Raw genomic sequence first — 26,263 nt, forward strand, 5'->3', positions numbered from 1 at the left:
GGGCTTATGTTTCAATAGTCAACTTTCACTGGGAAGTCTTTAATCAATTCGCTCTAAGCTTATGTTCTAGACTTATGATCCAGCTCTAAGCTCTAAGCTCTAAGCTCTAAGCAAGTTTGAACTTACCTACTAAGCCTTCAAGTTCGGCAACTTTAGCATTCAAACCTGATGTGTTCTCAGAGCTGCGAGTCGCTAACTGTAATGACTGTTCAGAGATATCACTGATTGCCGTAATATCCGCTGCGATTTCTTTTGTCACCGCTGTCTGTTCTTCTGCCGCAGTCGCAATTGAGTTAACCATGCTTTGTACGTTGCCCGCACCGCTAACAATTGCTTCTAGAGCCGATACCGCCCCTGTACTTTGCTCTACACCAATTTCAACTAAGCGACAGTTGTCTTGAGTGTAAGTAACCGCTTCTTGAGTACCAGATTGAATAGATTGGATGATACCAGACACTTCTTGTGTTGCTTTAGTCGTTCTCTCCGCTAGCGCTCGTACTTCATCAGCTACCACGGCAAAACCACGACCGAACTCACCAGCACGCGCAGCTTCAATAGCCGCGTTCAGAGCCAAGAGGTTGGTTTGTTCTGCGATATCTTCGATTACCTTGATAACACTGCCAATCTGCTCACCATGTGAACCCAGCGTGTTCATTTGTAACGACATGTCGCTCATTTGAGTAGACACTTGTTGGATGCTCGCAACCATCTCCACGATCACTTTACGACCGTCTTCTGCAGACGTTTCTGAGCGGCGCGCTTCTTCATAAGTAGAAGTACCTTGTTGCGCTACTTCAGAAATGGTTAAGCTTAGTTCTTCTGCCGCAGTCGCAATCAATGTCGCTTTATCTGCTTGAGCAGAGGCGCCAGATACGATGTCGTGGCTGATTGATGATAGCTCACCAGTAACGGATTGAACTTGGGTAGTCACTGATGAGATAGAACCGAGGAGATCGACCAATGACTTTTGCATCTGGTTGATCGATTGAGCAAGGTCAGCCAACTCATCACCAGATTCATCAACAATGTCACCTGCCGTTAGATCACCATTTGCTACGCGTCGTGCAACTTGCTCTACACGAGTTAAGCGATTAGTAATAGAGCTAGACAATACAAACGCAATTACGCAACCAAACACAATCGCAACCGCAGTCAACACCATAATCGTGCGTTCGATTGTAATAAACGAATCCGTTAGTGTTAGCAGAGCTCGCTCTGTATCAGCAATCTCACTTTCAGATGCTTGATCAAGCAAATTTTCAATCGGGATAAGATTACTCTCATACAAAGAGCGAAGCTGCTGGATATTTGATAACAATGCAGTTTCATCATTAAGCATAGGTACGAGCTTCGATTCAAACTCTTGAGTAAAGCGCCCCATTAGCTCTTCAATTCGCTGAACACGACGATGGTCCTCTGAGCCTTTACTCTCTAAACGCTTTGCTTCTTCAATTGCTTGAGAAAATTGAGTCTTATTAGCTCGATAATCATTGAGCGCATTACCGCCCTGAACAACCGCACCCAAAGCATCACGGTAAACATCACCAGCTTCATCGATCAATATAAGGTAGGTAACAGTTCCTGGAACATCATCCAGTCTAATTTCATCAGAGCTCTCGTGAGCCCCAATCACTTCTATCGATACAATCCCTACTAACGTGACAAGCACCGCCAATATAGATCCAAAACCCAAATATAGTTTTTTTCTCACTGACAATTTCACAGAACACCTACCTAAAATAAATACAGGCCGATATAGCCTAACCGAAAGATATATCGGCCACCACACGGACAACTTTAGGGGACGATGTTTTTATTTCTCGAAAAATAATAAGTACGTCGCATAAAAAACGGGAGCCAATGGCTCCCGCTTATCAATTAACTTTAGTTTGCGATTAGAGTTTCTAAGAATTATAGCTTCTTAGAAATAAGCGCAGAGCCGGCAATGATACCAATACCTAGTAGCATGATTGCACCTTTACCGCTGTCGAAGCCAGAAGAGATGCCCATGAACGCTACGATAGCGATAGCTACTGGGATGATGTACTTAACGAGTGTGTACCATAGACCGAATAGAGGGAAAGATACTTCACCGTCGTTAGTGATTTCTTTCTCTAGGTCAGCACGGTTTAGTCTCCAACCAGCGAAGATACATACCAACATACCGCCAACTGCTAGGAAGATCTTATCCGTTAGTAGGTCGAAGATATCGAATGCGCCAGTACCGAACAGTGTAGGACCGAAGCCACCAAGTGATAGAGAAGCGAAGATACATAGAATCGCCATTACGACACTTGCAGACAGTACAGCTGTTACACGCTTCATGCCTTTCTCATCGATTAGGTACGAAACAACAACTTCAAGTAGAGATACTGAAGAAGTCAGTGCCGCAACACTTAGACCAACGAAGAACATAAGAGCAAATAGAAGACCAACTACGCCGCCCATTTCAGCGAATAGCTGAGGAACAACAACGAATACTAGACCAGGACCTGCTGCAGGTTCCATACCGAATGCGAACATTGCAGGGAACATTGCAACACCAGCTAGGATAGCAACGCCTGTATCCATCGCCGTAACCATAGCTGTAGTTTGAACTAGGTTCTCTTTCTTCTTAAGGTAAGAACCGTAAGTCAACATACAACCCATACCAAGAGATAGTGAGAAGAATGCTTGACCCAGTGCAGCTAGGATTACACCGCTGTCTACTTTAGAGAAGTCAGGGCTGAATAGGAATTCAAGACCAGCCATCGCGCCCGGAAGCATTAGGCCTTTGATTGATACCACGATAAGGATGATGAAAAGAAGCGGCATCAGAATCTTACCCGCTTTCTCAATACCGCCAGAAATACCCTTCATAACGATGACAACGTTAAGTAGTAGGTATAGGCCCATCCACATTAGTGGCTGAACTGGGTTTGAGATAAAGCCACCGAAGCTGTCGCCAATTGCTTCAGGTGCGTCTAGTAGACCACCAGCAATTTTACCGATGTATGCGATAGACCAGCCACCTACTACAGGGTAGAAACCCATGATAAGTAAACCACTGACTACGCCAATAACACCAGCGAACGTCCAGCGACGGTCAGTTGATTTAAATGCACCTACTGCTGATTTTTGCGTATGACGGCCAATCGCAAATTCAGTTAGCATCACACTAAAACCGATGAAGATTACAAAAAACAGATAAATTGCAACGAATGCACCGCCGCCACTTTCACCTGCTGTGTATGGGAATTTCCAGATGTTACCTAAGCCAACAGCAGAACCTGCTGCAGCCATTACGAATCCTAATTTCGAACCCCAGGTATCGCGGGGTGTAGTGGTTGTATTACTAGTAGCCACGTTTACTCCAAACTTTTGTGTTATGTGATGTTGTATTTTGCTTTGTGTGGCGTCATTAAAAGATAAGGTGTATATAATAATTTACACCATTAAAAGATTTGATTGACGCTCGTTATCTAGCAAGTAAACCAGTTTAAGAATACAATTGGAAGCCCGAACCGTATATATTTCGTTATCAATGTAAATCTTTATGGTTAAATGCCGGTTTTTCATACAAAACAATTGCATTCGTCTTAAGTTAACTAAAACTTAACAACTTTAACCTGTTTACAGCTTTTGCTCTATTTTGTAAATAGTTGATTCCTTAAATTCCCATATCCGTAAAATAGCATTACTATCTAAGTGTCTCTTTTTTCGAGTATTCAATGTGGAAAAGCTCTACCATTTTTTAACTTTAGCTTCTGTCGCTTTATACTGGGTCCTTGTCGCCGGTGTGACTTTTCGTGTCGTACTAAAACGACGCTCTGTCAGCGTTTCTCTCGCATGGTTGATGGTTATCTACATTATCCCTATTGTTGGCGTCGCTTGTTACTTCCTTTTCGGAGAGCTAAATCTTGGTAGAAAGAGGGCTGAGCGGGCACATCGCATGTTTACGCCTTTTGGTGATTGGTTCCGCCAATTAAATGATTGCCAAGTCCACCTTCCAGGTAAAGTCGGCTCGCCTATCCACAAAATTGATGAGCTTTGTAACAATCGGATGGGCATTCCAGCTCTCAGCGGAAACACACTTTCACTACAGGCTTCTCCTAATGAGATCCTACACGCAATTATCGAAGATATAGAAAACGCCCAGACTAGTATCAAAATGGTTTTCTATATTTGGCACCCCGGTGGCTTAACTGACTCCGTTGCTTCCGCACTTATTCGAGCAGCAAAACGTGGTGTCGATGTTAAAGTTTTACTCGATTCTGCAGGTAGCCCGCGTTTTTTCAAAAGTCACTGGCGTTCAATGATGAAAGACGCTGGCGTTCACGTTGTCCAAGCATTAGAGGTTAGTCCTTGGCGTATTTTCTTACGCCGTTTAGATCTAAGGCAGCACCGGAAGATCATCGTGATTGATGAGTCCATCGCCTATACCGGGTCAATGAATATGGTAGATCCAGCTCATTTCAAACAGAGCTCAGGGGTCGGCCAATGGATTGATGTCATGGTTCGCGTCACTGGGCCAACCGTTAACGTGTTGTCAGCAATTCATGGTTGGGATTGGGAAGTGGAAACCGGTGAACGCATTCTTCCTGATTTACCAGAGTGCCCGGTTGAAGAAATAATGACGCATCATCCAGTTCAAGTAGTGCCATCTGGGCCGGGCATGCCGGAGTATTTGATTCTGCAAGTTCTTACTATTGCGATTAATCAAGCAAACCATTCAGTTCGTATTACAACACCCTACTTTGTACCGAGTGCCGACTTATTAGAAACACTCAAAATGACGGCACAACGTGGTGTCAGCGTAGAATTAATCATTCCACATAACAACGATTCATTAATGGTTAAATGGGCTTCTCGCGCCTTCTATACCGAACTGCTTGAAGCCGGAGTGAAGATATATGAGTTTTACGGCGGGCTTCTTCACACCAAATCGGTAGTGATTGATGAAGAGTTTTGCTTAATCGGAACGGTCAATATCGACATGCGCAGCCTATGGCTTAACTTCGAAGTAACGCTAGCCGTTGATGATGTGCACTTCACCAAGCAACTGTTTGATTTGCAGCAATCCTATATTGAATCATCTCATCCAGTGGAATTGGAGCAATGGGAGCAGAGAAACCTACGCAACCGCTTCTTCGAAAGGTTGTTTTACTTATTCAACCCGCTGCTTTAATTCCATCAATGCGTCCACCGCGGCTCATCACTCGCCGACTATCGGATTTTAAACCTTTCACGATAAACGACGTGGAAGGTTAAAAAGCGAAAGAAAAGCGCAAAAACTCCCGCTCTGCTCTTGCTTTGAAGGCTATTGGCATGTTTTAAATAGGACATAACCGATTGATAAGGAATTCACAGCATGTCCGAGAACAAAACCACTAAACTGATCACTGCAGGTCGTGATAAGAAGTGGACTAATGGTGTCGTTAACCCACCAGTACAACGCGCTTCAACTGTCGTGTTCAACACAGTAGAAGAGAAACGCAAAGCGACCATTAACCGCGCTAACAAGACACTTTTCTACGGACGCCGTGGCACCACGACTCATTTCGCATTTCAAGATGCAATGGTTGAAGTTGAAGGTGGTGCAGGTTGCGCACTTTACCCTTGTGGTACGGCAGCCATCTCTAATGCCATCCTCTCTTTTGTTGAAACAGGTGACCATATTCTGATGGTCGATACCTGTTATGAACCCACTCGTGATTTCTGTGACACCATAATGAAAAAGATGGGTGTAGAGACCACTTACTACGAGCCAACGATCGGTGAAGGTATCCAAGACCTTATTAAGCCAAATACTAAGGTTCTATTTACTGAATCTCCTGGTTCAGTCACCATGGAAGTTCAAGACATCCCAACACTCGCACGTATTGCCCATGAACATGACATCATTGTAATGCTCGATAACACGTGGGCGGCTGGTGTTAACTTCTCACCGTTCGATTTTGGCGTCGACATCTCAATTCAAGCGGCGACTAAATACATTGTTGGTCACTCTGATGTGATGCTAGGAACGGCAGTAGCCAACGAAAAATGTTGGGATCAACTGAGAGAGCAGAGTTACTTGATGGGACAGTGCGTATCTCCAGATGACGCTTATCTTGGTCTTCGCGGTATTCGCACTCTTGACGTTCGACTTCGCCAACATGCTGAAAGCAGCCTAAAAGTAGCAAAGTGGTTAGAAACACGCCCTGAGGTTGACCATGTTCGTCACCCTGCCCTTGAGTCTTGTCCCGGTCATGAATTCTTCAAACGAGACTTTACTGGCGGTAATGGTTTGTTCTCTTTCGTTCTTAAGAACTCAAACACAAAAGCAACGACTGCTCTGCTTGATGGTATGACGCACTTTAGTATGGGTTACTCATGGGGTGGATTTGAAAGTTTGATTCTAGCGAACGAACCGAGCAGCTTTAATAGCTTGAGAACGGTAGCGAACCCTAACTTCGAAGGAACCTTGATACGCGTTCATATCGGCTTAGAAGACGTCGATGACCTGATTGCGGATCTAGAAGCTGGACTAGATCGTTACAACGCTCTGGTTTAAGTAAAACAATAAACAAGTTTCCACAAAAAGGCAGGGACAACCTGCCTTTTTAGTTCGGTAAGCTCTTGGTGTAGAAGTTATATGACTACTTCTGAACCTTAAAACATACCCAATTAAAAATTTCGAAACGATTTTTATTAAATAAATAGAGTGAGTCATCGGTGACAACAACTGAATAATCAATATTCAGCCCCTTATACGAGCTATACTCTCGATTAATAACAGGGTCATCAGTTTCAGTTGTCGGCGAATAATCAATGATAGAGATAGACAACTCGCCATCTTCTAACGAATAACGACCTGAGGAGTGGTGCTCCAATTTACTCACCTGACCATCCTTCCTTTCAATCTTCACCGACTCTGAAATCATAAACGTATTGTCGGATTGAAAGGTAAAAGTCATACGTTCATACAACGATTGATAAGGTTGAAATGCCTGCGTCATAAAACCTGTTTTGATAGTTTTACAGTGCCAACGAGTACCCGCTAATGTGTTCCTATCAATCATAAAACTTGCAGCGGTGAGTGCTAATACTAATAGCAAACCAATTATTCGCAAAAGTAACTCCTTTGAGCCATGTAATTCACAAACGAATCAAAAGATGACTCAACTTCAAAAATAGATGACAAGTAATTAAGAGCTTCGCCATCCTTTCTCTCAATTAGCATATACAAAGCATCATTTTCAGGTTGGTTGACAGATGGATAAATGCGAACAAAAACATCAACATTACAGTGGCTGGGTATAACTTGTATCAGTCTCTCAGTGATCGCAGGCAACGAGTAGGCTTCATTGCGAACAATATGGAAAAAGTAGTGATTCGTTTCATCTACGAAACTGTCGTGATACTCATTTTTATCAACAAAATATGGCAATGGCTGATAGTAAGCCTGAAATATATTAAACAAAGAGATCAACACACAGGTAAAGGCTAAAAAGTAGCCCACGCAGGCTAAATGACGATGAACAAAAAGCTTAAAGCTAGGTGGTACCGCGTTGACTGAACCCCTCGGGCTAACTGTGGACAATGGCATTTCCATGTCGCCTTCAACGCTTTGTGTTACTGATGCAGGCATAACATGAGCCTGCTCATCTTGCGGCTTTTTCTCAGGTGACTCGCCTGAGGTTTGTGTTTGATTTGTCGTTATTGATGATGGGTTAAGTTCGGCTTGCGATAATCCTATCGTTTGAGGAGACTCTGATACTAAATCCGCCTCAGGGACTGTCGCTTTAGGCTCTGTATTTTGAGGTTGAGATGATTCCTCTATCTCCAGAGAATACCCCATTTTACTGACGGTACGAATCGTGGCGCAACCACAAGTCACTCTGTTCAGTGTTTTTCTAAGCTTAGATATCACGTTGGTCAACGCTTGCTCAGAGACAATCACATCCCCCCAACATCTATCAAAGATCAGGCCTCGCTCAATGCATTCGCCTGTATTTTCAAGCAAGAATAGGAACACTTTACCTTCTAGCGGCGCGATAGTTTCTACGTGGCCATCCTCACGCATAAACTGCCTAAGCAAGGGATCATAGTTAGCATCACATATTTGGTAGTTTTGTTGATTCACTATCGTTGTCTACATTTGAATTTGGTCGCATATAATATTGAAAAGTTTATAAATGACCAGTGAATTTTTCAATTTACACACAATTATTTCGCGTCGAGAAATAACACCTTTATTTATGTGGGCAACCTTCTAAATGGTCATTAACCATACCTGTCGCTTGCATTAACGCGTAACAGATTGTTTCCCCAACAAACTTAAAGCCTCTCTTCTTCAAAAACTTACTCATCGCTTTGGATTGCTCGGTAGAAGCTGGAACTTGAGTCATCTCAATCCAGTGGTTTTCGATCACCTTGTTATCGACAAATTGCCATAAGGCGTTTGAAAGAGAACCAAACTCTTTCTGCAGTTCAAGCGTTGCTCGAGCGTTGTTATACACAGAGGCAATCTTGCCTTTATGCTTAACCACATCAAAGTTCTCTATGACGTGTGGCACATTGTCTTCATTCAATTCGGCTAACTTGTTTAGATCGTAATTATCAAAGGCAGCACGATAGCCTTCGCGCTTTTTAAGGATCGTAATCCAACTCAGGCCCGCCTGAGCGCCTTCTAAAGTAATGAACTCAAACAGAACTTGGTCATCATAAACAGGCACGCCCCACTCTGCGTCGTGGTACTCCCTTTCCAGTTCGTGCTTCAGTGCCCATGCACACGTTCTACCTTCAGTGTTTGTTTCCATGTTATTGCTACCTATTTTAAATCACTCAGAAATGATAATGCCCCTAAACAGGGGCATTAATTCAAAGACTCACTCGTCTTACGAGACTTCAATTTTATGGAATAGACGATACAGCACAGGTACCACGATTAGCGTCAGTACGGTGGCGAAGCCTAAACCAAACATGATGGTTACCGCCATTGGCTTGAAGAAGATATCCGGTAACAATGGAATCATACCGAGAATCGTTGTGATAGCCGCCATACATACAGGACGTACACGACTCAATGCCGCATCAACAACCGCTATATATGGGTCTTTACCTGACTTCATCTCAATCTCAATTTGATCAAGCAGTACGATACCGTTCTTCAGAAGCATTCCAGACAAACTCAAGAAGCCCAGAAGCGCCATAAAACCGAACGGTGTATTCAAGGCTAGCAAGCCTGTCGTTACCCCTATCAAGGCGAGTGGTACCGTTAACCAAACAATCAGAGGCTCTTTCACCGAATTAAACAAGAACACCGTGATTAAGAACATGAACAAGTAGCCTAACGGCATAGTTGTGAACAGTGACGCTTGAGCGTCAGCTGACGACTCGTATTCACCACCCCATTCCAATGAATAACCCGGTGGCATCTCAATCGCTTCTATTTGTGGCTGTAAGCGTTTCTGTAAAGTTGATGCTGTCTCTTCACCCAGTAGGTCAGGATCCGCCATTACCGTCAGCATACGCTTACGGTTCTTACGGATGATCAGTGGATCTTCCCATTCCAATTCGTAGCCTAGTGTTACTTGTTGTAGTGGGATGTATTCACTTAATGCCGGGCTCCAAATCTTCATACCTTCGATGTTGCGAATATCAATTCGCTCATCTTCAGGTAAACGAGCCACAATAGGCATCAGCGTAGTACCATCACGATACACACCAATCGACTTACCAGAGAAAGACATCGCTAGGAAATCATCAACGTCAGATTTGGTAATACCATAACGACGCGCTTGGCTTTCGTTGAACTGAGGTTCCAGTACCTTAGTTCTTTCACGCCAATCGTGACGAACGTTAAACGACCCATTGTCAGCACGCATGATGTCCATAACTTGAGCTGCGATTGAACGTAAAACCGTTGGATCAGAACCCACAATTCGCGCTTCAATTTTAGCACCGCCACCAGGACCTAATTCGATCTGCTTAAGTTTGTAATTAATTTCAGGGAACTGGCCGTTTACATGCTCACGAAAGCGTAACATCAAACCTTCAAGTACTTCATAACTCTTCACACGAACCGTTATCTCACCGTATGCGCTATAACTTTTCTCTGGCGCATAAGTCAGCATGAAACGTTGTAGGCCTTTACCCGCCGTTGTCGTGATGTGCTCAACTTCGTCCTGCTCTGCTAACCAACCTTCAAGCACTTTAAGCTTAGTGTTGGTCGCACGAATATCGGTACCTTCCGGCATCCAAACATCCACTTGGAACATTGGCGTAGTCGAAGATGGGAAGAAGGCTTGTTTTACAAAACCAAAGCCGTAAACACTCGCACCCAAACCAATAATCAGAACGAACATCGTGAGCCACGCACGCTTCATACAGAACTCAAGGAAGTTTTTATAGATAACAAAAACCATCCCGTTGTATGGGTCTTTACCTTCACTATCTGGATCGACTTTCTGGCCTTTGAAGAACATATCGGCAAAGAATGGCGTGAGTGAGATGGCCGTAAACCAACTCAGCATCAAGGAGATAAGTAGAACCGTGAACAAGGTGCCACAATATTCGCCCGTTGAGTCTTCAGACAAACCGATTGGGGCAAAAGCGGTGACCGCAATAACCGTTGCACCAAGCAGTGGCCATTTGGTTTGGGTCACAATATCTGTGGCGGCCTGCATTCGGGTTCGCCCCTTCTGCGTGCCGATCAATATCCCTTCCACCACCACAATGGCATTATCCACCAGCATCCCCAGCGCGATAACCAACGCGCCCAATGAAATACGTTGAAGATCGATTTTGAAGTACTGCATGAAAATAAAGGTACCGAAAACGGTCAATAGCAGTATCAAACCAATCAACAAACCCGATCGTAATCCCATGAAGAACAGCAACACTACGATTACGATCGCAACCGCTTGTCCTAAACTCACTACAAATCCACTAACTGACTTATCGACTTCTTTGGGTTGGTTATAAACCTCAGATATGTCAATACCTACGGGCTGTTGGTATTTCAGCTCGGCGAGCCTTCGATCAAAGGCTTCACCCACTGCGACCACGTTCACGCCTTGTGCAAAAGAAACACCAAGGTTAAGTGCGAGCTTCCCGTTATAGCCAATGATGTTAGTAGGCACTTCAACATAACCACGAGTTACATTCGCCACATCTTTTAGATAGATAAGCCCTTGAGCGCCACCTTCCGTAAGAATCAAATCACCGAGCTGTTCAACATTCTGGAACTCTCCTGTTGGATGGATTCGAATGTACTCGTCACCAATCCTTACAGCACCTGCACTTGAAACAATATTTTGAGTGGATAAAAGGTTAAATACAGTATTTGGAGACAAACCCAGAGAGCTGATCCGTTTCATCGATATCTCAATGAACACTTGCTCTTGCTGTTGGCCGGATACCGAGACTTTACTGACCCCATCAACAAGTTCTAGCTCTCGCCTTAGGTAATCAATGTAATCAAGTAACTCTTTGTAACTGTAACCGTCCCCCGTTACGGCAAGCAAAATGCCGTAAACATCACCAAAATCGTCTATGACTTGAGGGTCATTTACCCCGGGTGGAAGTTGACCTTTCAAATCATTCACTTTACGTCGAAGTTCATCCCAAATTTGTGGAAGATCATCAGGGCCGTAATTATTCTTCATCGTTACCGTAACCTGAGACAGGCCACGACTAGAGATAGAGTTAACTTCATCAACATAGGTAAGCTGTTGAATCGCTTTCTCTAATGGGTAAGTCACTTCCTCTTCCACTTGCTGAGGCGTCGCTCCCGGATAAGAGGTCACTACCATGGCATCTTTGATGGTAAAGGCAGGATCTTCTAAACGGCCCAAACCAAAGAATGCAGACACACCACCAATAAGAAAGATCAGTGATAGCATCCAGCTAATGACCTTATTTCGTATAAAATAAGCCGCCACTCCAGTGATTTGGTCATCACCCTGTTGATCGTCACTTTGGGGCTTGTTATTGACTTCACTCATTGTTCGTCTCCTGAGACAATACTTCCACTGTCATCCCATCTCGCAATCGCGATACGCCTGCAACAACGACATGCTGCCCCATTTCTAATCCTTTGATTATCTGCAATGTTTTCTGATTCGCTTTGCCTAATACGACTTGCTGTTTAGATACTGTATTGTCGTCATTAAGAATCCACACGTAAGAGTTTTGACGAGTTAACTCATCCCCATCGGCATTGAACACAGCCTCAATAGGAATAAGTACGCCGGCTTTTAATTTCAACCCGATATCACGCCCATTTGACGTGACCTCAACGGCCATACCGTCAAGAATCAAATCATCTTCTGGCATAGGTAAAGCAAGCGTGACGGTAAATGTACCTGTGTTTGGATCGGGTTCAGTCGTAAACTCTTTTATCCCCGCACTGTATTCATTCCCACTTGGAACTCTAACTACTGCCTCAATATTCGAGATAGTCGCTTCATTTGGTTGATTTACATAGATTTGGTCAGGCAATTGGATAACAACTTCAACATCCTCAACACTGTGAATATTCACAATCTGTTGGCCAACCTGAATATTTTCGTATTGGTCAACACTGACACGAGAGATAATTCCATCAACCGGTGCGCGAAGCTTGGTAAATGACAAACGCAGTTTTGCCAATTCTAACTCGGCATAAGCGATTTGACGCTGAGCGGCAATCTCATCGAATTGAGACTTAGCCAATAACCCCTTTTTGACCAACGGACTTGAACGTCTGTATTGGCTGTTAATCACTGTGTATCTAGCTTGAGCGTTATCAACGTCCAACTGATAATCTGTTGGATCTAACTCGGCAAGAACATCACCCTTTTTAACTTGTTCACCTTCTTTGACATCAAGTTTAAAAATCTCACCAGCGACACGGAAACTTAGGTGCGCTTTCTCAGCAGCATTAGCCACTGCTGGAAAATAGAGTTTATCGTTAAAGTCTAAGACGGAGATTTCAATGGCTTTAACAAGAGGAAGCTTTTCGACTTCAGTGACACCTTTGTCTTTACAGGCTGTCAACAACGCCAAACATGATAGGCCGATGGCTTTTGATACTGTCTTCATGTTAGAGCCCCCTTTCCTTGATCCACTCACGAACTTTGACACCAGTTTCTAATCCATTAACGCCCGAGGTCACAACGCGATCTCCGTCGTTAAGACCCGAAATAATATGCCGTTTTTCATCAATGACTATCGCGACTTCTTCGACGATACCATCGTTGTTAACGCGCCATACTGAGACATCATCTCCATTGGTCATCATTGCTGAGGTTGGAATTTTTGTCGCCGCTGCTTGTGAAGAAACAAGGTTAACCGTGCCAGACATACCCGGCAGGATGCCTATATCAGTCGGTCTCTCCATTACCATAGTGACCTTGTATGAACCGGTTTTAGGATCGGCTTCGGTATCGACTTCTTGAAAGGTGAGGACATAAGAATGTTCAGGGAAGGCATCGAATACCATAGTTGCGTCTGTCTCAAACCCTGCAGAAAAGCGTGCAATTAATTGATCAGGCAATAAGAAGACAACTTTGAGGATCTGATTCGTTTGGATATTCATTACACCTTGCTTAGCCGCGATGTATTCGTGGTTTTCAGCAGGAATAATAGAAATAGTACCATCATAAGGCGCAACGAGTGTGGTGTAGCGAAGATTAGCTTTTGCTTGATTTAAAACCGCTCTTGCAGAGTTATGATTTGCTTTCGCTTGGTCAAAATCTTGCTCAGAAACCACTCTATCCTTACGTAGCTTGATGGAGCGTTGGTATTGCACATCGGCAAGTTTGAAGTTAGCTCTTGCCTGCTTTTCTAGCAACTGATACTCATCAGGATTAAGCGTTGCCAATGCATCTCCTTTGGAGACCTGTTGACCCGCAGTGACGTCAATCGTTTTTAGTAAACCGGGGACTCGAAATGCCAATACGGCTTTATCGCCCGCTTCAGTAGTCGCTGGAAAATTTCGTTCGAAGGCATTGTTACCGACCGAGACGGTGAAGAGTTTGGCTGGTCGTGATTCGGGTTCTGGAACCGGAGGGAGCTCCTTACCACACCCAGATAACCCGGATAAGGTCACCAATAGGACTAGGGAGGCTTTGTACATTGCGATCATCCATATCTATAAATATTTTATTAACATAGATTAATCACATGTAACTTACCAGTTATCGTAAGATTTATTTAGACAAAATTATTAAAAAAAATAACGGCTTGGGATAAATTTTCCTAAACCGTTATCTAATCTTTTTGAGGCTTGACCACTACATGTTCTTAAATGCACGGTCGACTTTAAAAGTGTCCGAAGTCACATAAGCTTCCATATTGCGTACACTGGTCTCTAACGTCTGGAAATCACCCTCTAAAGTGCCCAACAAAGACTCTGCTGTTTGCCCTTTTTCCCAGGGTTTTTGCTTGAGTGTGTGCTCTTGTTTGGCTTTCATCTGATCGACATATTGAGGTGGTTGTTTTTCCAGCATAAATGTCAAAGCTAAATACGCTAACAATACCAAAAAGCTACCACCTAGCAGTGCGGCTGAGATCACTAAGATACGAACCAACCAAACTTCAAGGCCAAAATAGTTCGCTAATCCGGCACACACGCCAGACAATTTACCGTTAATCGGATCGCGATACAGTTCTCTACTCATAGTTTCGTCTCCAGTTAGGTGACTCCGCATCCAGTATTTTTTCTAACGTTTTCACTCGGTCTTGCATCGACTCAGCTTGCTCAGAAAGCTTATGCAGACGCTGAAGATCCGTTTCTGAAAGACCATTGCTGGATTTCTTCTTGCTGCGGTAGTGTAAGAATAACCATAGCGGAGCCACGAAGATCAAAAATACAATCAGTGGACCTGCAATTAGAAATGTTGACATAGACAACTCCTAAAATTATTTATCGCGGTTTTCAACTTGTTGCTTCAGTTTCGCCAGCTCTTTTTCAATCTCATCTTGAGCTTGTAGCTCTGCAAACTCTTGGTCTAAAGATTTTGCGTTACCGGTTTTTGCGTAAACGTCAGCTTCAGCTTCTAATTCATCCACTTTACGTGAGAATTGCTCAAACTTCGCCATTGCTTCGTTGGTTTTGCTTGAATGCAGATGTTTTTGAACATCACGACGATTGCTCGCCGCATTATTACGAATCATTAATGCTTGTTGCTTTGCGCGAGTTTCTGCAATTTTAGTTTCAAGCTTGCCGATCTCACTGGTTAGCTTTTCGATGGTTTCATGAACCAAAGTTTGCTCGGTATGAAGGCCCTTGATGATATCTTCAAGTTTTTGCTTTTCGATTAGCGCCGCTCTAGCCAGATCTTCACGTTGCTTAGTCAGTGCGAGTGTCGCTTTGTTTTGCCAATCTAGAATCTGAGTTTCGATAGCTTCAACTTTACGTGCTAACTCTTTCTTGTCTGCGATTGCTTTTGCTGAGTTAGTACGAACCTCAACCAGCGTGTCTTCCATTTCTTGGATAATCAGGCGAATCATCTTTTCAGGATCTTCGGCCTTATCTAATAGTGCACTGATGTTTGAATTTACAATGTCTGCAAAGCGAGAAAAAATACCCATGAGGAACTCCTTAATTACAATGATGGCAAATAGGTTTTAAATCGTTTTTCGATTTCTCAATCCACTTGCTCAAAAATCTACGTTTGTTGTTAAACCTACCATAAGTAATCCAAGTAGCGTGCCAACTTTTAAGCCATTGTTTATCAAGCACTTACAATAAAATGGTGATTAACCCGAACCATGCTATGATGAATTTAGCCAAGTATTGGTATTTTTCACCACTACAGCTTTGTGATTAATGCTATTTACATCAAGTGATGTAAATAAAACTCTCTATATCATGCCCATTGGAAATCAGACCATACAAGGACCCATTATGCAGCAGAATCTCATTGGTGAATCCCCTAGTTTTCTCTCTGTTTTGGATAAAGTGTCTCAACTCGCGCCAATCGAGAGACCGATTCTGATCATTGGTGAACGTGGTACAGGTAAAGAGTTAATCGCTCAAAGGCTGCATTACCTTTCAAGACGCTGGGACCAGCCATTGATCTCACTTAACTGCTCAACCCTTAGCGAAGGGTTGATTGATTCAGAGTTGTTTGGTCATGAATCAGGTTCTTTTACCGGTTCAAAAGGTCGTCATCAAGGTCGTTTTGAAAGGGCTGAAGGTGGAACTCTGTTCTTAGATGAACTAGCGACCACCCCCCTTGCCGTTCAAGAGAAGCTATTGCGTGTTATTGAATACGGGCAATATGAGCGTGTCGGCGGACAAAAGGCGCTAAGTGCCAATGTAAGACTGGTGTGTGCGACCAATGCTGACTTACCAAACATGGCGTTAAAAGGCGAATTCAGACCCGATTTATTAGATAGACTGGCGTTTGATGTCATTACTATCCCACCTCTTCGCGAACGAAAAGAAGACATCACGCTGCTAGCAGAATACTACGCCATTAAGATGTGTCGAGAGTTAGAATTGGAGCTGTTTGTCGGTTTTGCTCCATCTGCTGTTGAGGCACTATTGGATTATTCTTGGCCGGGAAATGTGAGAGAACTCAAAAACGTCGTTGAACGAGCTATCTACCAGCACGGTAAAGATCCATATCCTATTGAATCTTTGGTGTTTAACCCATTTAAACCAACATGGCAAATAGATCAAGATTCCACGCACGAAACTGGCAATGATCTGTCCAACAGCCATACTCCATTAGAGCACTCATTTTCTTTGCCGCTTGATTACAAAGCATGGCAAGAACAGCAAGACATTAAATTACTCAATCAAGCTCTAAAACAGAGCAAGTATAACCAGAAGCAAGCAGCAGAATTACTTGGGTTAACCTATAACCAATTACGTGGAATGGTGAGGAAGTACGCGATTGTAGGGCAAGCTAACGATAAATAGCTGTCCACACTTGATTATTATTTGGAGCCGAATAAATAAAATGTTAAATTGTCGGGATCTTGAGGCTCCTCTAACGCCTCGTTTCGAAAAGTATTTCTTTTTATGAAAGCACTAATAAGACTATCACTTAGCATCTGCACGCTTGGCTTTTTAGCTGGATGTGGTGAAAGTGTCACTCACGAGCAAATCCGTGAAAAAGGCTTCATTTATTGCGGCCAAGGTAATCCTAGTACCTTCAATCCACAATTGGTTGATAGTGGCATTACCTCAGAATCGCTGAGCCCTCAAATTTTCGATACCCTGCTCACTCTTGATCCTATGACTTACCGACCAAAACAGAACTTGGCAACAAGCTGGTCTGTCGATAAATCAGGTACAGAGTACACTTTCAAGCTGCGCCCAAATGTTGCGTTTCAAACCACAGATTGGTTTACCCCAACCCGCAGCATGAATGCACAGGATGTGGTCTTTAGTTTTGAACGTATCATTGATAGTTCAAACCCATTTCATTATGTGGGTGGCGGTTTATATCCATGGTTCGCTGGCATCGACTTTCAAAACCTGATTGTTGAAATCACAGCGGTGGATGACCTAACGGTGAAGTTCCAGTTAAGTCGCCCAGATAATTCATTTCTTAACAATATCGCCACCAGCTATGCGGTCATTCACTCCAAAGAGTATGCCAACAAGCTGATTACCACAGATGAAAAAAATGAAATAGACTCCAAGCCCGTAGGCACAGGCCCTTTCTACTTGGATGAATATCAAATTAATGATCTTGTACGCTTGAAAAAGAACAAGCATTACTGGAAGGGTGAAGTACAAATGGACCAAGTTGTGTTCGACACTTCCCAACGTGGTACCGGAACACTGGCCAAGTTGCTTCGCAGTGAATGTGACGTGTTGAATTCTCCGATCTCTAGCCAAATCCCAATTATTCAAGCTCATAAAGAGTTAAAGATTTCCGCCACGCCTGCGGTGAATGTCTCTTTCATCGCGCTCAACACTGAGCACCCTGCACTGCGTGACTCTCGTGTAAGAAAGGCGTTGAATTTGGCCATCAACCGCCAAAACATTCTCGACTCGGTTTATTACGGTACGGGCACGAAAGCCTACACGCTGTTGCCTCCAACTTCTTGGGCTTACCAAAAAGACAGTGTTCAAGTTCGCTATGACCGCAACTATGCTGTTGCGCTTCTTAAAGAAGCTGGCGTAGAACCTGGGCTAGAGTTGTCAATGTGGGTGCCTTTAGAGCCACGCGCATACAATCCAAGTCCAAGAAAAACGGCAGAACTGATCCAAGCAAACTTGGCTGATATTGGTATTGAACTCAAACTCTATACCGACGACCGATTTGACCGAACACAGCTGTCTTCAATTTCCTCAACAGATTTGTTGCTCACAGGTTGGATTGGCAGTACGGGCGACCCAGATAACTTCTTGCGTCCACTTCTATCATGTAGTTCGGAACGCGCGGGATTAAACGTCTCTATGTGGTGCAACTCAGACTTTGATTTCCTTCTCGACTTGGCATTAGAGATTAATCAACAAAGGCATCGCGTGAACTTGTATCGACAAGCCCAAAACATTCTTAATGAAGAAGTTCCTGTGATACCTCTCGCTCATGGCGTGCAATTCCGTGTGCACGATCGTTCGCTAACAGGTTTTAAACGTAGTCCTTTTAATGCTCAACCTTTTGATCAAGTCAGAAGGGAGGTGAACTGATGTTTTGGTATACATTAAGACGTGTAAACTTATTCATTATTACACTTGGAATTCTGACTTTAGTGGGCTTTGCTCTACTTCGATTAGACCAAACCTCACCTTGGGCAATTCAAGATTTTTGGCCCGGCTGGCTTAGCTACGTCACCGAATTATCGACGCTGAATTTCGGCCTGAGCAAACACGGTGTTCCTATCATCGAAGAGCTTGTCGTGGTATTTCCTGCGACGTTAGAATTGTGCTTCTTTGCTTTTCTACTCGCACTGTTTATCGGCATCCCTTTCGGCACAATTGCCGGCATGAGACAAGGTAAGTTTGTTGATACCACCATATCGTTTACTTCAATGGCAGGCTACTCAGCACCTATATTTTGGGTCGCATTGCTAATGATCATGGTGTTCTCACTGCACTTCGAGATGTTCCCTGTTGGGGGGCGATACGATCTACTTTACGAAATTGAACACGTGACTGGCTTTGCAATGATTGATGCCTTCTTTGCCGAAGGTAACTATCGAGCACACGCCCTACAGAGCGTAATAGACCATATGGCGTTACCTTGCCTTGTTTTGGCGCTCGCTCCAACAACCCAGGTTATCCGACTAATGAGAGCGTCAGTGGCTGAAGTGATGGCTCAAAACTACATCCGTGCCGCACGAATCAAAGGTCTTTCAACAAGAGAGATCGTCACTCAACACGTATTAAGAAATGCAATACCACCGATTATTCCTAAGGTCGGCGTTCAACTCTCCAGTATGTTAACGCTCGCTATCATCACCGAGTCTATCTTTAACTGGCCGGGTATTGGCCGCTGGTTGCTGGATGCATTATCCAATCAAGATTACGTTTCAATTCAAGCTGGTGTAATTGTGGTAGCAACCTTGGTTTTGACCGCGAATATACTGTCAGATCTACTGGGCGCGATGGTCAATCCTCTGGTAAGGAAGGAATGGTATGCTAACAAATAACGTCTACCAAGAAGAACAGATTCCAACCCAATTCGAGCGTTTCTGGCGCAGCTTCCGTGGCAATAATCTCGCAATGTTTGGACTATGGTGTTTGGTCTTGATCATTTTGATCACCATCACTTCACCATGGCTAGCACCACATGATGCTCAAGAGCAGACGGGGCACCTACTAACACCTCCTTCTTGGGATCCGGCTGGAACAGTTGAGTATTTTCTAGGCACTGATGATTTAGGGCGAGATATTCTATCCCGTCTGATTATTGGCTCTCAGCTGACATTTGGTGCCGCAGTAGTGATTACCTTTATCGCAGCAGTCATCGGTTGTCTGATTGGCGTACTTGCAGGTATGACTCGCGGGTTGTTATCAAGTACGCTAAACCACCTGCTTGACACGGTAATGTCTATTCCGTCGTTGCTACTTGCGATTATCTTCGTGGCATTTCTTGGCTTTGGCGAGTTTAATATCTTGCTAGCCTTATGTTTGGCATTGATTCCACGCTTTATTCGTTCGGTATACATTGCCGTGCATGCAGAAGTAGAAAAAGACTATATTTTGGCTTCTCGCCTTGATGGTGCGAATGACTTCTACCTGTTATGGAATTCAATCCTTCCTAATATTCTTACTGTAGTGGCACTTGAAATTACACTGGCATTGTCAGTCGCCATTCTTGATATCACGGCCTTGGGTTTCTTAGGGCTTGGCGCTCAAGCACCCAGTACCGAATGGGGCTCAATTTTGGGTGATTCTGTAGAGCTGATTTACCTTGCGCCATGGACAGTAACTCTACCCGGCTTAGCCATTATGTTTACAGTGATCGTGATTAACCTTGTCGGTGAAGGTGTTCGCCAAGCGCTAAATGCAGGAATCGAATAATGCCGTTACTTGATATTCGACATCTAACCATCGAGATTGAGACCCCTCAAGGGATGGTTAAAGCAGTAGATCGAATGAGTATTACCCTCAATGAGGGAGAAATTCGTGGCTTAGTAGGTGAATCAGGTTCTGGTAAGAGCTTGGTTGCAAAAGCGATCGTTGGTGTTTGCAAAGAAAACTGGAAAGTGTCTGCCGACCGAATGCGCCTTGGCAATATCGACCTGCTACAACTAACGCCCAAAGAACGACGCCGTGTGATCGCTCGCGATATCGCGATGATCTTCCAAGAACCATCGACATGTCTTGACCCTTCCGAAAAAGTGGGACGCCAGCTAATAGAGGCGATTCCTTCGCGTTCATTTGAAGGTCGATGGTGGCAACGGTTTAAGTGGCGAAAAAAGCAAGCAATAGCATTACTGCATAAAGTGGGGATCAAAAATCACTCTCACCTAATGGACAGTTATTCTTATGAGTTGACCGATGGTGAGTGTCAAAAAGTCATGATCGCCATGGCGATCGCTGCCAAGCCAAAAGTGCTAATTGCCGATGAGCCAACCAACGATTTAGACCCGATTACGCAGTCTCAAATATTGCGCTTATTGAGCCGAATGAATCAACTTCATAACACGACAATTCTCCTCATTGGGCACGATTTAACGACTATCACTCAATGGGCGACACGAATAACCGTGATGTACTGCGGTCAGTCCGTTGAGTCTGCAGATACGACAAAACTGTTGGATGTACCAAAGCATCCTTACACCGTTGCACTGCTAAAAGCGATGCCAGACTTTAACGACTGGATTCCTCACAAAGAAAAACTGCAATCTTTACCAGGGTCAATTCCGCCGCTGCAGCACCTTCCGATTGGTTGTCGACTTGGACCACGTTGTCCATACGCGCAAAGACAGTGTGTCGAGATCCCGCATACTAAACGTATAAAGACCCACAAATTTAACTGTCATTTCCCTCTGAATATGGAGAAGAAAAAGAAATCATGAGTGCATTATTAGAGGTCAGTGATTTATCTAAAGACTTTACGACTCGCTCTGGTCTTTTCCGTAAAAAGATTCATCAGGCAGTGAAGCCAGTCAGCTTTTCCCTTGAAGCGGGGCAGACTATTGGTTTTATCGGTCAGAATGGGTCGGGGAAATCGACATTAGCTAGAATGCTAGCGGGTATGGTGGAACCAACAGCAGGTGAGATCCGAGTGAACGGTGAAAAGCTAGAACACAAAGACTACTCAACTCGCTGTAAACTGATTCGAATGATCTTCCAAGATCCGAACACCTCGCTAAACCCACGCATCCAGATTGGTCGAATCCTTGAAGGACCATTGAAGCGAAATACCAACATGCCACCAGAAGCCCGCATGCGCCGCGTAAAGGACACATTATTACGTGTTGGGCTTCTACCAGAACATGCTTACTTCTATCCTCAGATGCTTGCTGCAGGTCAGAAGCAGAGGGTTTGTTTGGCTCGCGCATTGATACTTCAGCCTTCCATCATTGTGGCTGATGAAGCGTTGAATGGTTTGGATATGGCGATGCGTTCGCAAATCATCAATCTGTTCCTAGAACTTCAAGAAGAGATGGGCGTATCGTTCGTTTATGTGTCCCAACACATCGGTATTGTTAAACACATCACAGATAAGATCATCGTCATGCACGAAGGCAATGTGGTTGAAAGTGGCGAAACACATGAAGTACTGACTAACCCAACTCACCAAATCACACAAAGGTTAGTTGAGAGCCACTTCTATAAAGCACCAAGCCATTAATCAGTGATCGCGCTATATTCCGCAAAGGGGAAAGATATGTTACCAAGAGCTTCAATGCTTTCCCTCTTGTTGGCGCTGCTGTCCTTTAATGCAGCAAGCACACCACTCACATGGCTAGATAGAACCTTCGTCGAAACTGCCTTTTATCACGTCGCACTTCAACACGAATATTCACAAGGCGACAAGCTCCTCGCTAAATGGAAACAACCTATTAAGATATGGATCGATCACCGAGTCGGCGACGAAGAGCTTCATCAAGAACTCACCGAATTACACGTCCAGCACCTATCGCAAGTCACCCAACATCCGATTAAAATCGTCACACGAGAATCGGATGCAAACGTTAAATGGATATACACAAGGCAGAGTCAGTGGATAGCTGAAGCCAAAACTGTACTCAAACTGAAATCGACACAGCATCTAAACAGCGCTATCTGTACTGCAGGTTATCGAACCAACTCTAAAGGTGAGATTGTATATGCAGGAATTGTGATCCCAGTAGATCAAGCGAGAGCAAGAGGAAAGCTGGTCGCATGTATTGTTGAAGAGATCACACAGGTACTTGGGTTACCCAATGACTCAGATAAAGCCTACCCTTCTATTTTCAATGATCACACGCCAGAAGACTTGTTATCCCCCTTAGATGTAGTGCTGCTAAAGCTACTGTATGAACCTCAATTGAAAGTGGGAATGACAAAAGAACAGGCAAAACCAGTTGTGCGAAAAATACTGAAAAGATACAGCAAAACAGGTGTACTTCAGCAAGCTTCTAAAGCAGCACAGCAGGCGCCTTTGTATCAACTTATTGGGTATTGACGAAAATACGTTGGAAAGTAGCTTAGAAGGGAAGAATAGAACAACAGCGTTGCCCGAGGTAAGACAACGCTGGCTTACAATTTGACGAGAGAATTAGCGCTTAGCAGCCTGCTTCTTCAGCTCGAAGTCGAACTCATCCGGGAACAAGATAACACCTTCTTCCTGTTCGTTCGGGAACACAACAACTGCAAGCTCGTCGTCTTCTAGACCGTTAGTCCAACGGCTATGCCATTTGTTTAGTGAAATAGACTCAGCTTTACACTCAGACCAATCACCCGTCGCCCAAGACTCCGCAAACTCTTGATTTGGCCATACAGGAACACAGTCTTCATCTTCTGTGTTCAGCATTACACAACCGTGTTCATCGGTTAAGATCCATACTTCACGGTTCGCTACGATTTCTTTCACACAGTACTTCAGGCGTTGCTCACCCGTATACTTATTGATTTCAGCGATTTTTTTATCGTCTAGCTGTGTAGTCATCTCAATTTCCTACTTTAGTCAGTAACTATGTTCTTAAAGCTATTTTATGCCGAGTGTTTTTAACTTCAAACACTATCGATGAAGAAGAAAGCCTACTTCAAAGAAAAACGCCTGCTAAATTAGCAGGCGTTTATAATTAAGCGACTTGGTTAAACAAGCTCGCCTTGAAGCCAAGGCCAACCTTGCTTCTTACGGCTCAATGTATTTTCCATCATCAATACACCGTCTTTCTCGAATTTAACCAGCTTATCAGCCCACTCACCTTTGTATAGAAGACGAGTTTGAGCTGTAGTGATATCTGTCAGCATTACTGCAGCGAATGCTAGACCATCTTTCTCACAACGCGCTTCAAGATCAGCTTCTAGCGCTTCGATCATGCCGTCTACTTGCTCAAGAGTCGCAAGCTCAACTTGACCAACAACAACATCACGACCGTTGAATGGATAGCCTTTAAGGTCTTTTTCTACTAATTGTGCCGCAGATAGGCCTTCGATGTTTGTCTTAGCGATTAGAAGCGCTTTGATAAATGCATCAACGTCAGTCACGCCAGCGATTTCAGCAAGCTCAGCAACCGCGTCTTTGTCTTTTTGAGTACATGTTGGAGAAGCAAAACCAACTGTGTCTGAAAGAATTGCAGACATCATCAGTTTAGCGATTTGTTGAGAGATAGCGTGACCTTCAATCTTGAACATGTTGAAAAGTACTGTATTTGTACAGCCAACAGGCCAGATCCAAGCTTCCATAGGGTTAACTGTCATCACGTCACCTAGACGGTGGTGATCGACAATACCTACGATCTCTGCTTCAGCTACATCGTCTGGTGCTTGTGCAAGATCTGAGTAGTCTACTAGCCAGATTTTCTCACCAGCAACAGAAGTACGAAGTTCTGGCTTTTCAGCACCAGCGACTTCTAGAATGTGTTGAGTTTCGCGGTTGATCTCGCCTTGGCGAATTGGTGTCGCTTCCTCGCCACGAGCTTTAAGAAGCTCAGTTGCAACTAACGCACTACAAATACTGTCACTATCAGGGTTTTTGTGACCAACAACTAAAATCATGTTTCTTCCTATTACACTAACAATTATGACTCTACCTTTAGAGTCTCTCTTTATTAGGCATACTTTACCTCATTTTTTTAGATTGGTCATGTTTCGTGGGTTTGGCCAATGGTAACAAAAGATAAAAAAACAACGAATGCAATTGATAATTATTATCATTCGTATATGATTATCTTAATACACAAATTTTGAGTGACACTTATGGATCGACTAATCTCTTTTTTGCCAAGCAGCAGCGCTGCGAAAACAACTCAGTTTTCACTGTCTTTTAAGCGCCTGCTTTTACCTATTTCACTTGCGGCGTTAGTTGCAGCTCCTGCTACGCGAGAATTGACGGTCACTACCTTGTCTGACGCCTTCTGGGCAGTGTCATGTTACGTTGCGCTAACCCTAGCGATTTACCACTGGTTAAGTCTATACATCAACAAAGATAACGTCTTCAATAAGCTCGTCCATCAATCTCGTTCAAACCAAGTTGTATTTGCCGCGCTAATGGGCGCATTGCCAGGCTGTGGGGGAGCGATTGTGGTCACCACACAATTTATTTCAGGCAAACTCGGATTTGGTGCGGTTGTGGCTGTACTCGTCTCAACCATGGGTGACGCGGCCTTCCTGTTAATTGCTAGCGAACCCAAAACAGGTTTAGCCATGATGGCGATGGGTGTAATCGTGGGTACCGCCTCAGGACGAATCATAAACTTGTTTCACGCAGACGACTTTTTACGCCCGAAACAGGCAGAGAGAAATGAAGCGGAAAACAGCTGTACCTCACAACCTCAAGGTCAAAGCCCTGTCTCTAAAAAAGCGATAAACCTTCAGGGTTACCTATGGTCTGTGCTTATTATTCCGGGAGCCGCTGTTGCCCTGCTTGGCTCTTTTCAAATCGATGTAAACCAGTTGCTGACACTGCCTGAGATGTCTATGGAATGGACGGGAACGATTTTACTGATCAGCTCGATGTTTTTGTGGGGGCTTACTCGTGAAATTGAGGATTACAAATCGGCCGTAAGTGAAGATGAAAAATGTATAGGTTCTCACCCACTACAAAAAACAGCTCAAGATACAAACTTTGTCACTGCATGGGTGGTGGTGGCTTTTCTTTTCTTCGAGTTTGGCTCTGTGCTTGCAAATGTCGATTTTGCGACGCTATTCTCAAGCTGGGGGATGATGCTCCCCCTGGCGGGTGTGTTGATGGGCTTACTGCCGGGGTGTGGTCCACAATTGTTGGTCACTAGCCTTTACCTTTCAGGTGCACTGCCACTTTCAGCTCAGGTCGGTAACGCAATTTCAAATGATGGTGATGCTTTATTCCCTGCTATCGCAATGGCACCGAAAGCGGCTCTTGTGGCCACATTATATTCAGGCATACCCGCATTAATCTGTGCATACGGTTATTGGTTTATGTTCGAAATTTAACTCAAGCTGATTCAATTCCATAGGTCTCTATTAGGTCGATACTTTGTATCGGCCTTTTTGTTTCCGTCTGCCTAAGCCCTTACAACAGATTCTTTATACATTCCCTTCCTGCTTCATTGTTCATAGTTCATAGTTCATAGTTCATAGTTCATAGTTCATAGTTCATAGTTCTACAGCCTATCTCAAACGGCACGTCGTTATAGCCGGTCTCAAAAACGCCCCCTGTTGGCGCTATGACAATGCTTAATTACAAATCCCGCACACAGGCTA

23 protein-coding genes are annotated in these 26,263 nt (G+C 44.0%); 10 read left to right on the top strand and 13 right to left on the bottom strand.

All coding sequences use genetic code 11. The annotated features are described in order from the left end of the window. Positions 1-106 precede the first annotated feature (106 nt). Both AB6D07_RS00120 and AB6D07_RS00125 read right to left on the bottom strand, forming a co-directional pair. Positions 107-1,723, bottom strand: coding sequence for a methyl-accepting chemotaxis protein (locus tag AB6D07_RS00120; RefSeq protein ID WP_069592159.1), 1,617 nt, complete (start codon positions 1,721-1,723; stop codon positions 107-109). Between the two features lie 188 nt (positions 1,724-1,911). Continuing rightward, positions 1,912-3,345, bottom strand: a complete 1,434-nt coding sequence (locus tag AB6D07_RS00125; protein WP_012604350.1) for a sodium-dependent transporter — start codon at positions 3,343-3,345, stop codon at positions 1,912-1,914. A gap of 367 nt (positions 3,346-3,712) precedes the next feature. Here AB6D07_RS00125 and cls point away from each other — a divergent pair, with 367 nt between their 5' ends. Further along, entirely contained in the window at positions 3,713-5,167 is a 1,455-nt protein-coding gene (cls, locus tag AB6D07_RS00130; RefSeq protein ID WP_012604351.1) for a cardiolipin synthase, read from the top strand. A 183-nt stretch (positions 5,168-5,350) separates the two neighbouring features. Continuing rightward, positions 5,351-6,535, top strand: coding sequence for a cystathionine beta-lyase (locus AB6D07_RS00135; RefSeq protein WP_017104078.1), 1,185 nt, complete (start codon positions 5,351-5,353; stop codon positions 6,533-6,535). Between the two features lie 85 nt (positions 6,536-6,620). On the opposite strand, the gene AB6D07_RS00140 is transcribed toward AB6D07_RS00135, so the two are convergent. The 9 genes from AB6D07_RS00140 to pspA all read right to left on the bottom strand — a co-directional run bounded on the left by AB6D07_RS00140 (position 6,621) and on the right by pspA (position 15,543). Further along, positions 6,621-7,094, bottom strand: coding sequence for a hypothetical protein (locus tag AB6D07_RS00140; RefSeq protein ID WP_017104079.1), 474 nt, complete (start codon positions 7,092-7,094; stop codon positions 6,621-6,623). Further along, complete coding sequence (locus AB6D07_RS00145) at positions 7,085-8,107, bottom strand: winged helix-turn-helix domain-containing protein (RefSeq protein WP_017100082.1); 1,023 nt, start codon at positions 8,105-8,107, stop codon at positions 7,085-7,087. Before AB6D07_RS00145 ends, AB6D07_RS00140 begins: the two co-directional genes overlap by 10 nt. Before the next feature lie 109 nt (positions 8,108-8,216). Beyond that, positions 8,217-8,783 (bottom strand): DNA-3-methyladenine glycosylase I, encoded by a 567-nt coding sequence (locus tag AB6D07_RS00150; RefSeq protein WP_009848770.1) that lies wholly within the window; start codon positions 8,781-8,783, stop codon positions 8,217-8,219. A gap of 78 nt (positions 8,784-8,861) precedes the next feature. Then, positions 8,862-11,972 (bottom strand): efflux RND transporter permease subunit, encoded by a 3,111-nt coding sequence (locus tag AB6D07_RS00155; protein ID WP_009848771.1) that lies wholly within the window; start codon positions 11,970-11,972, stop codon positions 8,862-8,864. Continuing rightward, on the bottom strand, positions 11,965-13,050 hold the full coding sequence (locus AB6D07_RS00160) for an efflux RND transporter periplasmic adaptor subunit (protein WP_009848772.1): 1,086 nt from the start codon (positions 13,048-13,050) through the stop codon (positions 11,965-11,967). The genes AB6D07_RS00155 and AB6D07_RS00160 overlap by 8 nt, the downstream gene beginning before the upstream one ends. Position 13,051: 1 nt before the next feature. Continuing rightward, on the bottom strand, positions 13,052-14,086 hold the full coding sequence (locus AB6D07_RS00165; protein WP_029223131.1) for an efflux RND transporter periplasmic adaptor subunit: 1,035 nt from the start codon (positions 14,084-14,086) through the stop codon (positions 13,052-13,054). A 157-nt stretch (positions 14,087-14,243) separates the two neighbouring features. Next, positions 14,244-14,630 (bottom strand): envelope stress response membrane protein PspC, encoded by a 387-nt coding sequence (pspC, locus tag AB6D07_RS00170; RefSeq protein WP_032499058.1) that lies wholly within the window; start codon positions 14,628-14,630, stop codon positions 14,244-14,246. Further along, positions 14,623-14,856 (bottom strand): envelope stress response membrane protein PspB, encoded by a 234-nt coding sequence (pspB, locus tag AB6D07_RS00175; RefSeq protein WP_009848775.1) that lies wholly within the window; start codon positions 14,854-14,856, stop codon positions 14,623-14,625. Before pspB ends, pspC begins: the two co-directional genes overlap by 8 nt. Positions 14,857-14,871: 15 nt before the next feature. Continuing rightward, positions 14,872-15,543: a phage shock protein PspA gene (gene pspA / locus AB6D07_RS00180; protein WP_009848776.1), complete on the bottom strand. Its 672-nt coding sequence runs from the start codon at positions 15,541-15,543 to the stop codon at positions 14,872-14,874. 316 nt (positions 15,544-15,859) lie between these two features. Between pspA and pspF the strand changes: the two genes are divergently transcribed. The 7 genes from pspF to AB6D07_RS00215 all read left to right on the top strand — a co-directional run bounded on the left by pspF (position 15,860) and on the right by AB6D07_RS00215 (position 23,039). Further along, positions 15,860-16,882 (top strand): phage shock protein operon transcriptional activator, encoded by a 1,023-nt coding sequence (gene pspF / locus AB6D07_RS00185; RefSeq protein ID WP_017104080.1) that lies wholly within the window; start codon positions 15,860-15,862, stop codon positions 16,880-16,882. 102 nt (positions 16,883-16,984) lie between these two features. Beyond that, positions 16,985-18,607: an ABC transporter substrate-binding protein SapA gene (gene sapA / locus AB6D07_RS00190; protein WP_017104081.1), complete on the top strand. Its 1,623-nt coding sequence runs from the start codon at positions 16,985-16,987 to the stop codon at positions 18,605-18,607. Further along, entirely contained in the window at positions 18,607-19,569 is a 963-nt protein-coding gene (locus AB6D07_RS00195) for an ABC transporter permease subunit (protein WP_009848779.1), read from the top strand. Before sapA ends, AB6D07_RS00195 begins: the two co-directional genes overlap by 1 nt. Beyond that, entirely contained in the window at positions 19,556-20,443 is an 888-nt protein-coding gene (gene sapC / locus AB6D07_RS00200; RefSeq protein ID WP_009848780.1) for a putrescine export ABC transporter permease SapC, read from the top strand. Before AB6D07_RS00195 ends, sapC begins: the two co-directional genes overlap by 14 nt. After that, positions 20,443-21,444 (top strand): oligopeptide/dipeptide ABC transporter ATP-binding protein, encoded by a 1,002-nt coding sequence (locus AB6D07_RS00205; RefSeq protein ID WP_009848781.1) that lies wholly within the window; start codon positions 20,443-20,445, stop codon positions 21,442-21,444. Before sapC ends, AB6D07_RS00205 begins: the two co-directional genes overlap by 1 nt. Further along, positions 21,441-22,223, top strand: a complete 783-nt coding sequence (locus AB6D07_RS00210; protein ID WP_009848782.1) for an ATP-binding cassette domain-containing protein — start codon at positions 21,441-21,443, stop codon at positions 22,221-22,223. The genes AB6D07_RS00205 and AB6D07_RS00210 overlap by 4 nt, the downstream gene beginning before the upstream one ends. A 36-nt stretch (positions 22,224-22,259) precedes the next feature. Further along, positions 22,260-23,039: a DUF2927 domain-containing protein gene (locus AB6D07_RS00215; protein ID WP_017098171.1), complete on the top strand. Its 780-nt coding sequence runs from the start codon at positions 22,260-22,262 to the stop codon at positions 23,037-23,039. Between the two features lie 93 nt (positions 23,040-23,132). Here the strand turns inward: AB6D07_RS00215 and AB6D07_RS00220 are convergent, their stop codons facing one another. After that, entirely contained in the window at positions 23,133-23,522 is a 390-nt protein-coding gene (locus AB6D07_RS00220) for a DUF2750 domain-containing protein (RefSeq protein ID WP_004734596.1), read from the bottom strand. Positions 23,523-23,671: 149 nt separating this feature from the next. Beyond that, positions 23,672-24,577, bottom strand: coding sequence for a manganese-dependent inorganic pyrophosphatase (locus AB6D07_RS00225; protein ID WP_017104082.1), 906 nt, complete (start codon positions 24,575-24,577; stop codon positions 23,672-23,674). Between the two features lie 201 nt (positions 24,578-24,778). On the opposite strand from AB6D07_RS00225, the gene AB6D07_RS00230 reads away from it, so the two are divergent. After that, positions 24,779-25,993, top strand: a complete 1,215-nt coding sequence (locus tag AB6D07_RS00230) for a putative manganese transporter (protein ID WP_012604363.1) — start codon at positions 24,779-24,781, stop codon at positions 25,991-25,993. Positions 25,994-26,263 lie beyond the last annotated feature (270 nt).

The sequence above is a fragment of the Vibrio sp. 10N.239.312.C11 genome, assembly GCF_041466065.1.
Lineage (GTDB): Bacteria > Pseudomonadota > Gammaproteobacteria > Enterobacterales > Vibrionaceae > Vibrio > Vibrio tasmaniensis_A.

Excerpts from the sequence above, each read along its gene's own strand:
- AB6D07_RS00135 (WP_017104078.1), top strand. The coding sequence starts at position 5,351 with ATGTCCGAGAACAAAACCACTAAACTGATCACTGCAGGTCGTGATAAG.
- AB6D07_RS00150 (WP_009848770.1), bottom strand. The coding sequence starts at position 8,783 with ATGGAAACAAACACTGAAGGTAGAACGTGTGCATGGGCACTGAAGCAC.
- AB6D07_RS00155 (WP_009848771.1), bottom strand. The coding sequence starts at position 11,972 with ATGAGTGAAGTCAATAACAAGCCCCAAAGTGACGATCAACAGGGTGAT.
- AB6D07_RS00160 (WP_009848772.1), bottom strand. The coding sequence starts at position 13,050 with ATGAAGACAGTATCAAAAGCCATCGGCCTATCATGTTTGGCGTTGTTG.
- AB6D07_RS00165 (WP_029223131.1), bottom strand. The coding sequence starts at position 14,086 with ATGTACAAAGCCTCCCTAGTCCTATTGGTGACCTTATCCGGGTTATCT.
- pspC (WP_032499058.1), bottom strand. The coding sequence starts at position 14,630 with ATGAGTAGAGAACTGTATCGCGATCCGATTAACGGTAAATTGTCTGGC.
- pspB (WP_009848775.1), bottom strand. The coding sequence starts at position 14,856 with ATGTCAACATTTCTAATTGCAGGTCCACTGATTGTATTTTTGATCTTC.
- pspA (WP_009848776.1), bottom strand. The coding sequence starts at position 15,543 with ATGGGTATTTTTTCTCGCTTTGCAGACATTGTAAATTCAAACATCAGT.
- pspF (WP_017104080.1), top strand. The coding sequence starts at position 15,860 with ATGCAGCAGAATCTCATTGGTGAATCCCCTAGTTTTCTCTCTGTTTTG.
- sapA (WP_017104081.1), top strand. The coding sequence starts at position 16,985 with ATGAAAGCACTAATAAGACTATCACTTAGCATCTGCACGCTTGGCTTT.
- AB6D07_RS00195 (WP_009848779.1), top strand. The coding sequence starts at position 18,607 with ATGTTTTGGTATACATTAAGACGTGTAAACTTATTCATTATTACACTT.
- sapC (WP_009848780.1), top strand. The coding sequence starts at position 19,556 with ATGCTAACAAATAACGTCTACCAAGAAGAACAGATTCCAACCCAATTC.
- AB6D07_RS00205 (WP_009848781.1), top strand. The coding sequence starts at position 20,443 with ATGCCGTTACTTGATATTCGACATCTAACCATCGAGATTGAGACCCCT.
- AB6D07_RS00210 (WP_009848782.1), top strand. The coding sequence starts at position 21,441 with ATGAGTGCATTATTAGAGGTCAGTGATTTATCTAAAGACTTTACGACT.
- AB6D07_RS00215 (WP_017098171.1), top strand. The coding sequence starts at position 22,260 with ATGTTACCAAGAGCTTCAATGCTTTCCCTCTTGTTGGCGCTGCTGTCC.
- AB6D07_RS00220 (WP_004734596.1), bottom strand. The coding sequence starts at position 23,522 with ATGACTACACAGCTAGACGATAAAAAAATCGCTGAAATCAATAAGTAT.
- AB6D07_RS00225 (WP_017104082.1), bottom strand. The coding sequence starts at position 24,577 with ATGATTTTAGTTGTTGGTCACAAAAACCCTGATAGTGACAGTATTTGT.
- AB6D07_RS00230 (WP_012604363.1), top strand. The coding sequence starts at position 24,779 with ATGGATCGACTAATCTCTTTTTTGCCAAGCAGCAGCGCTGCGAAAACA.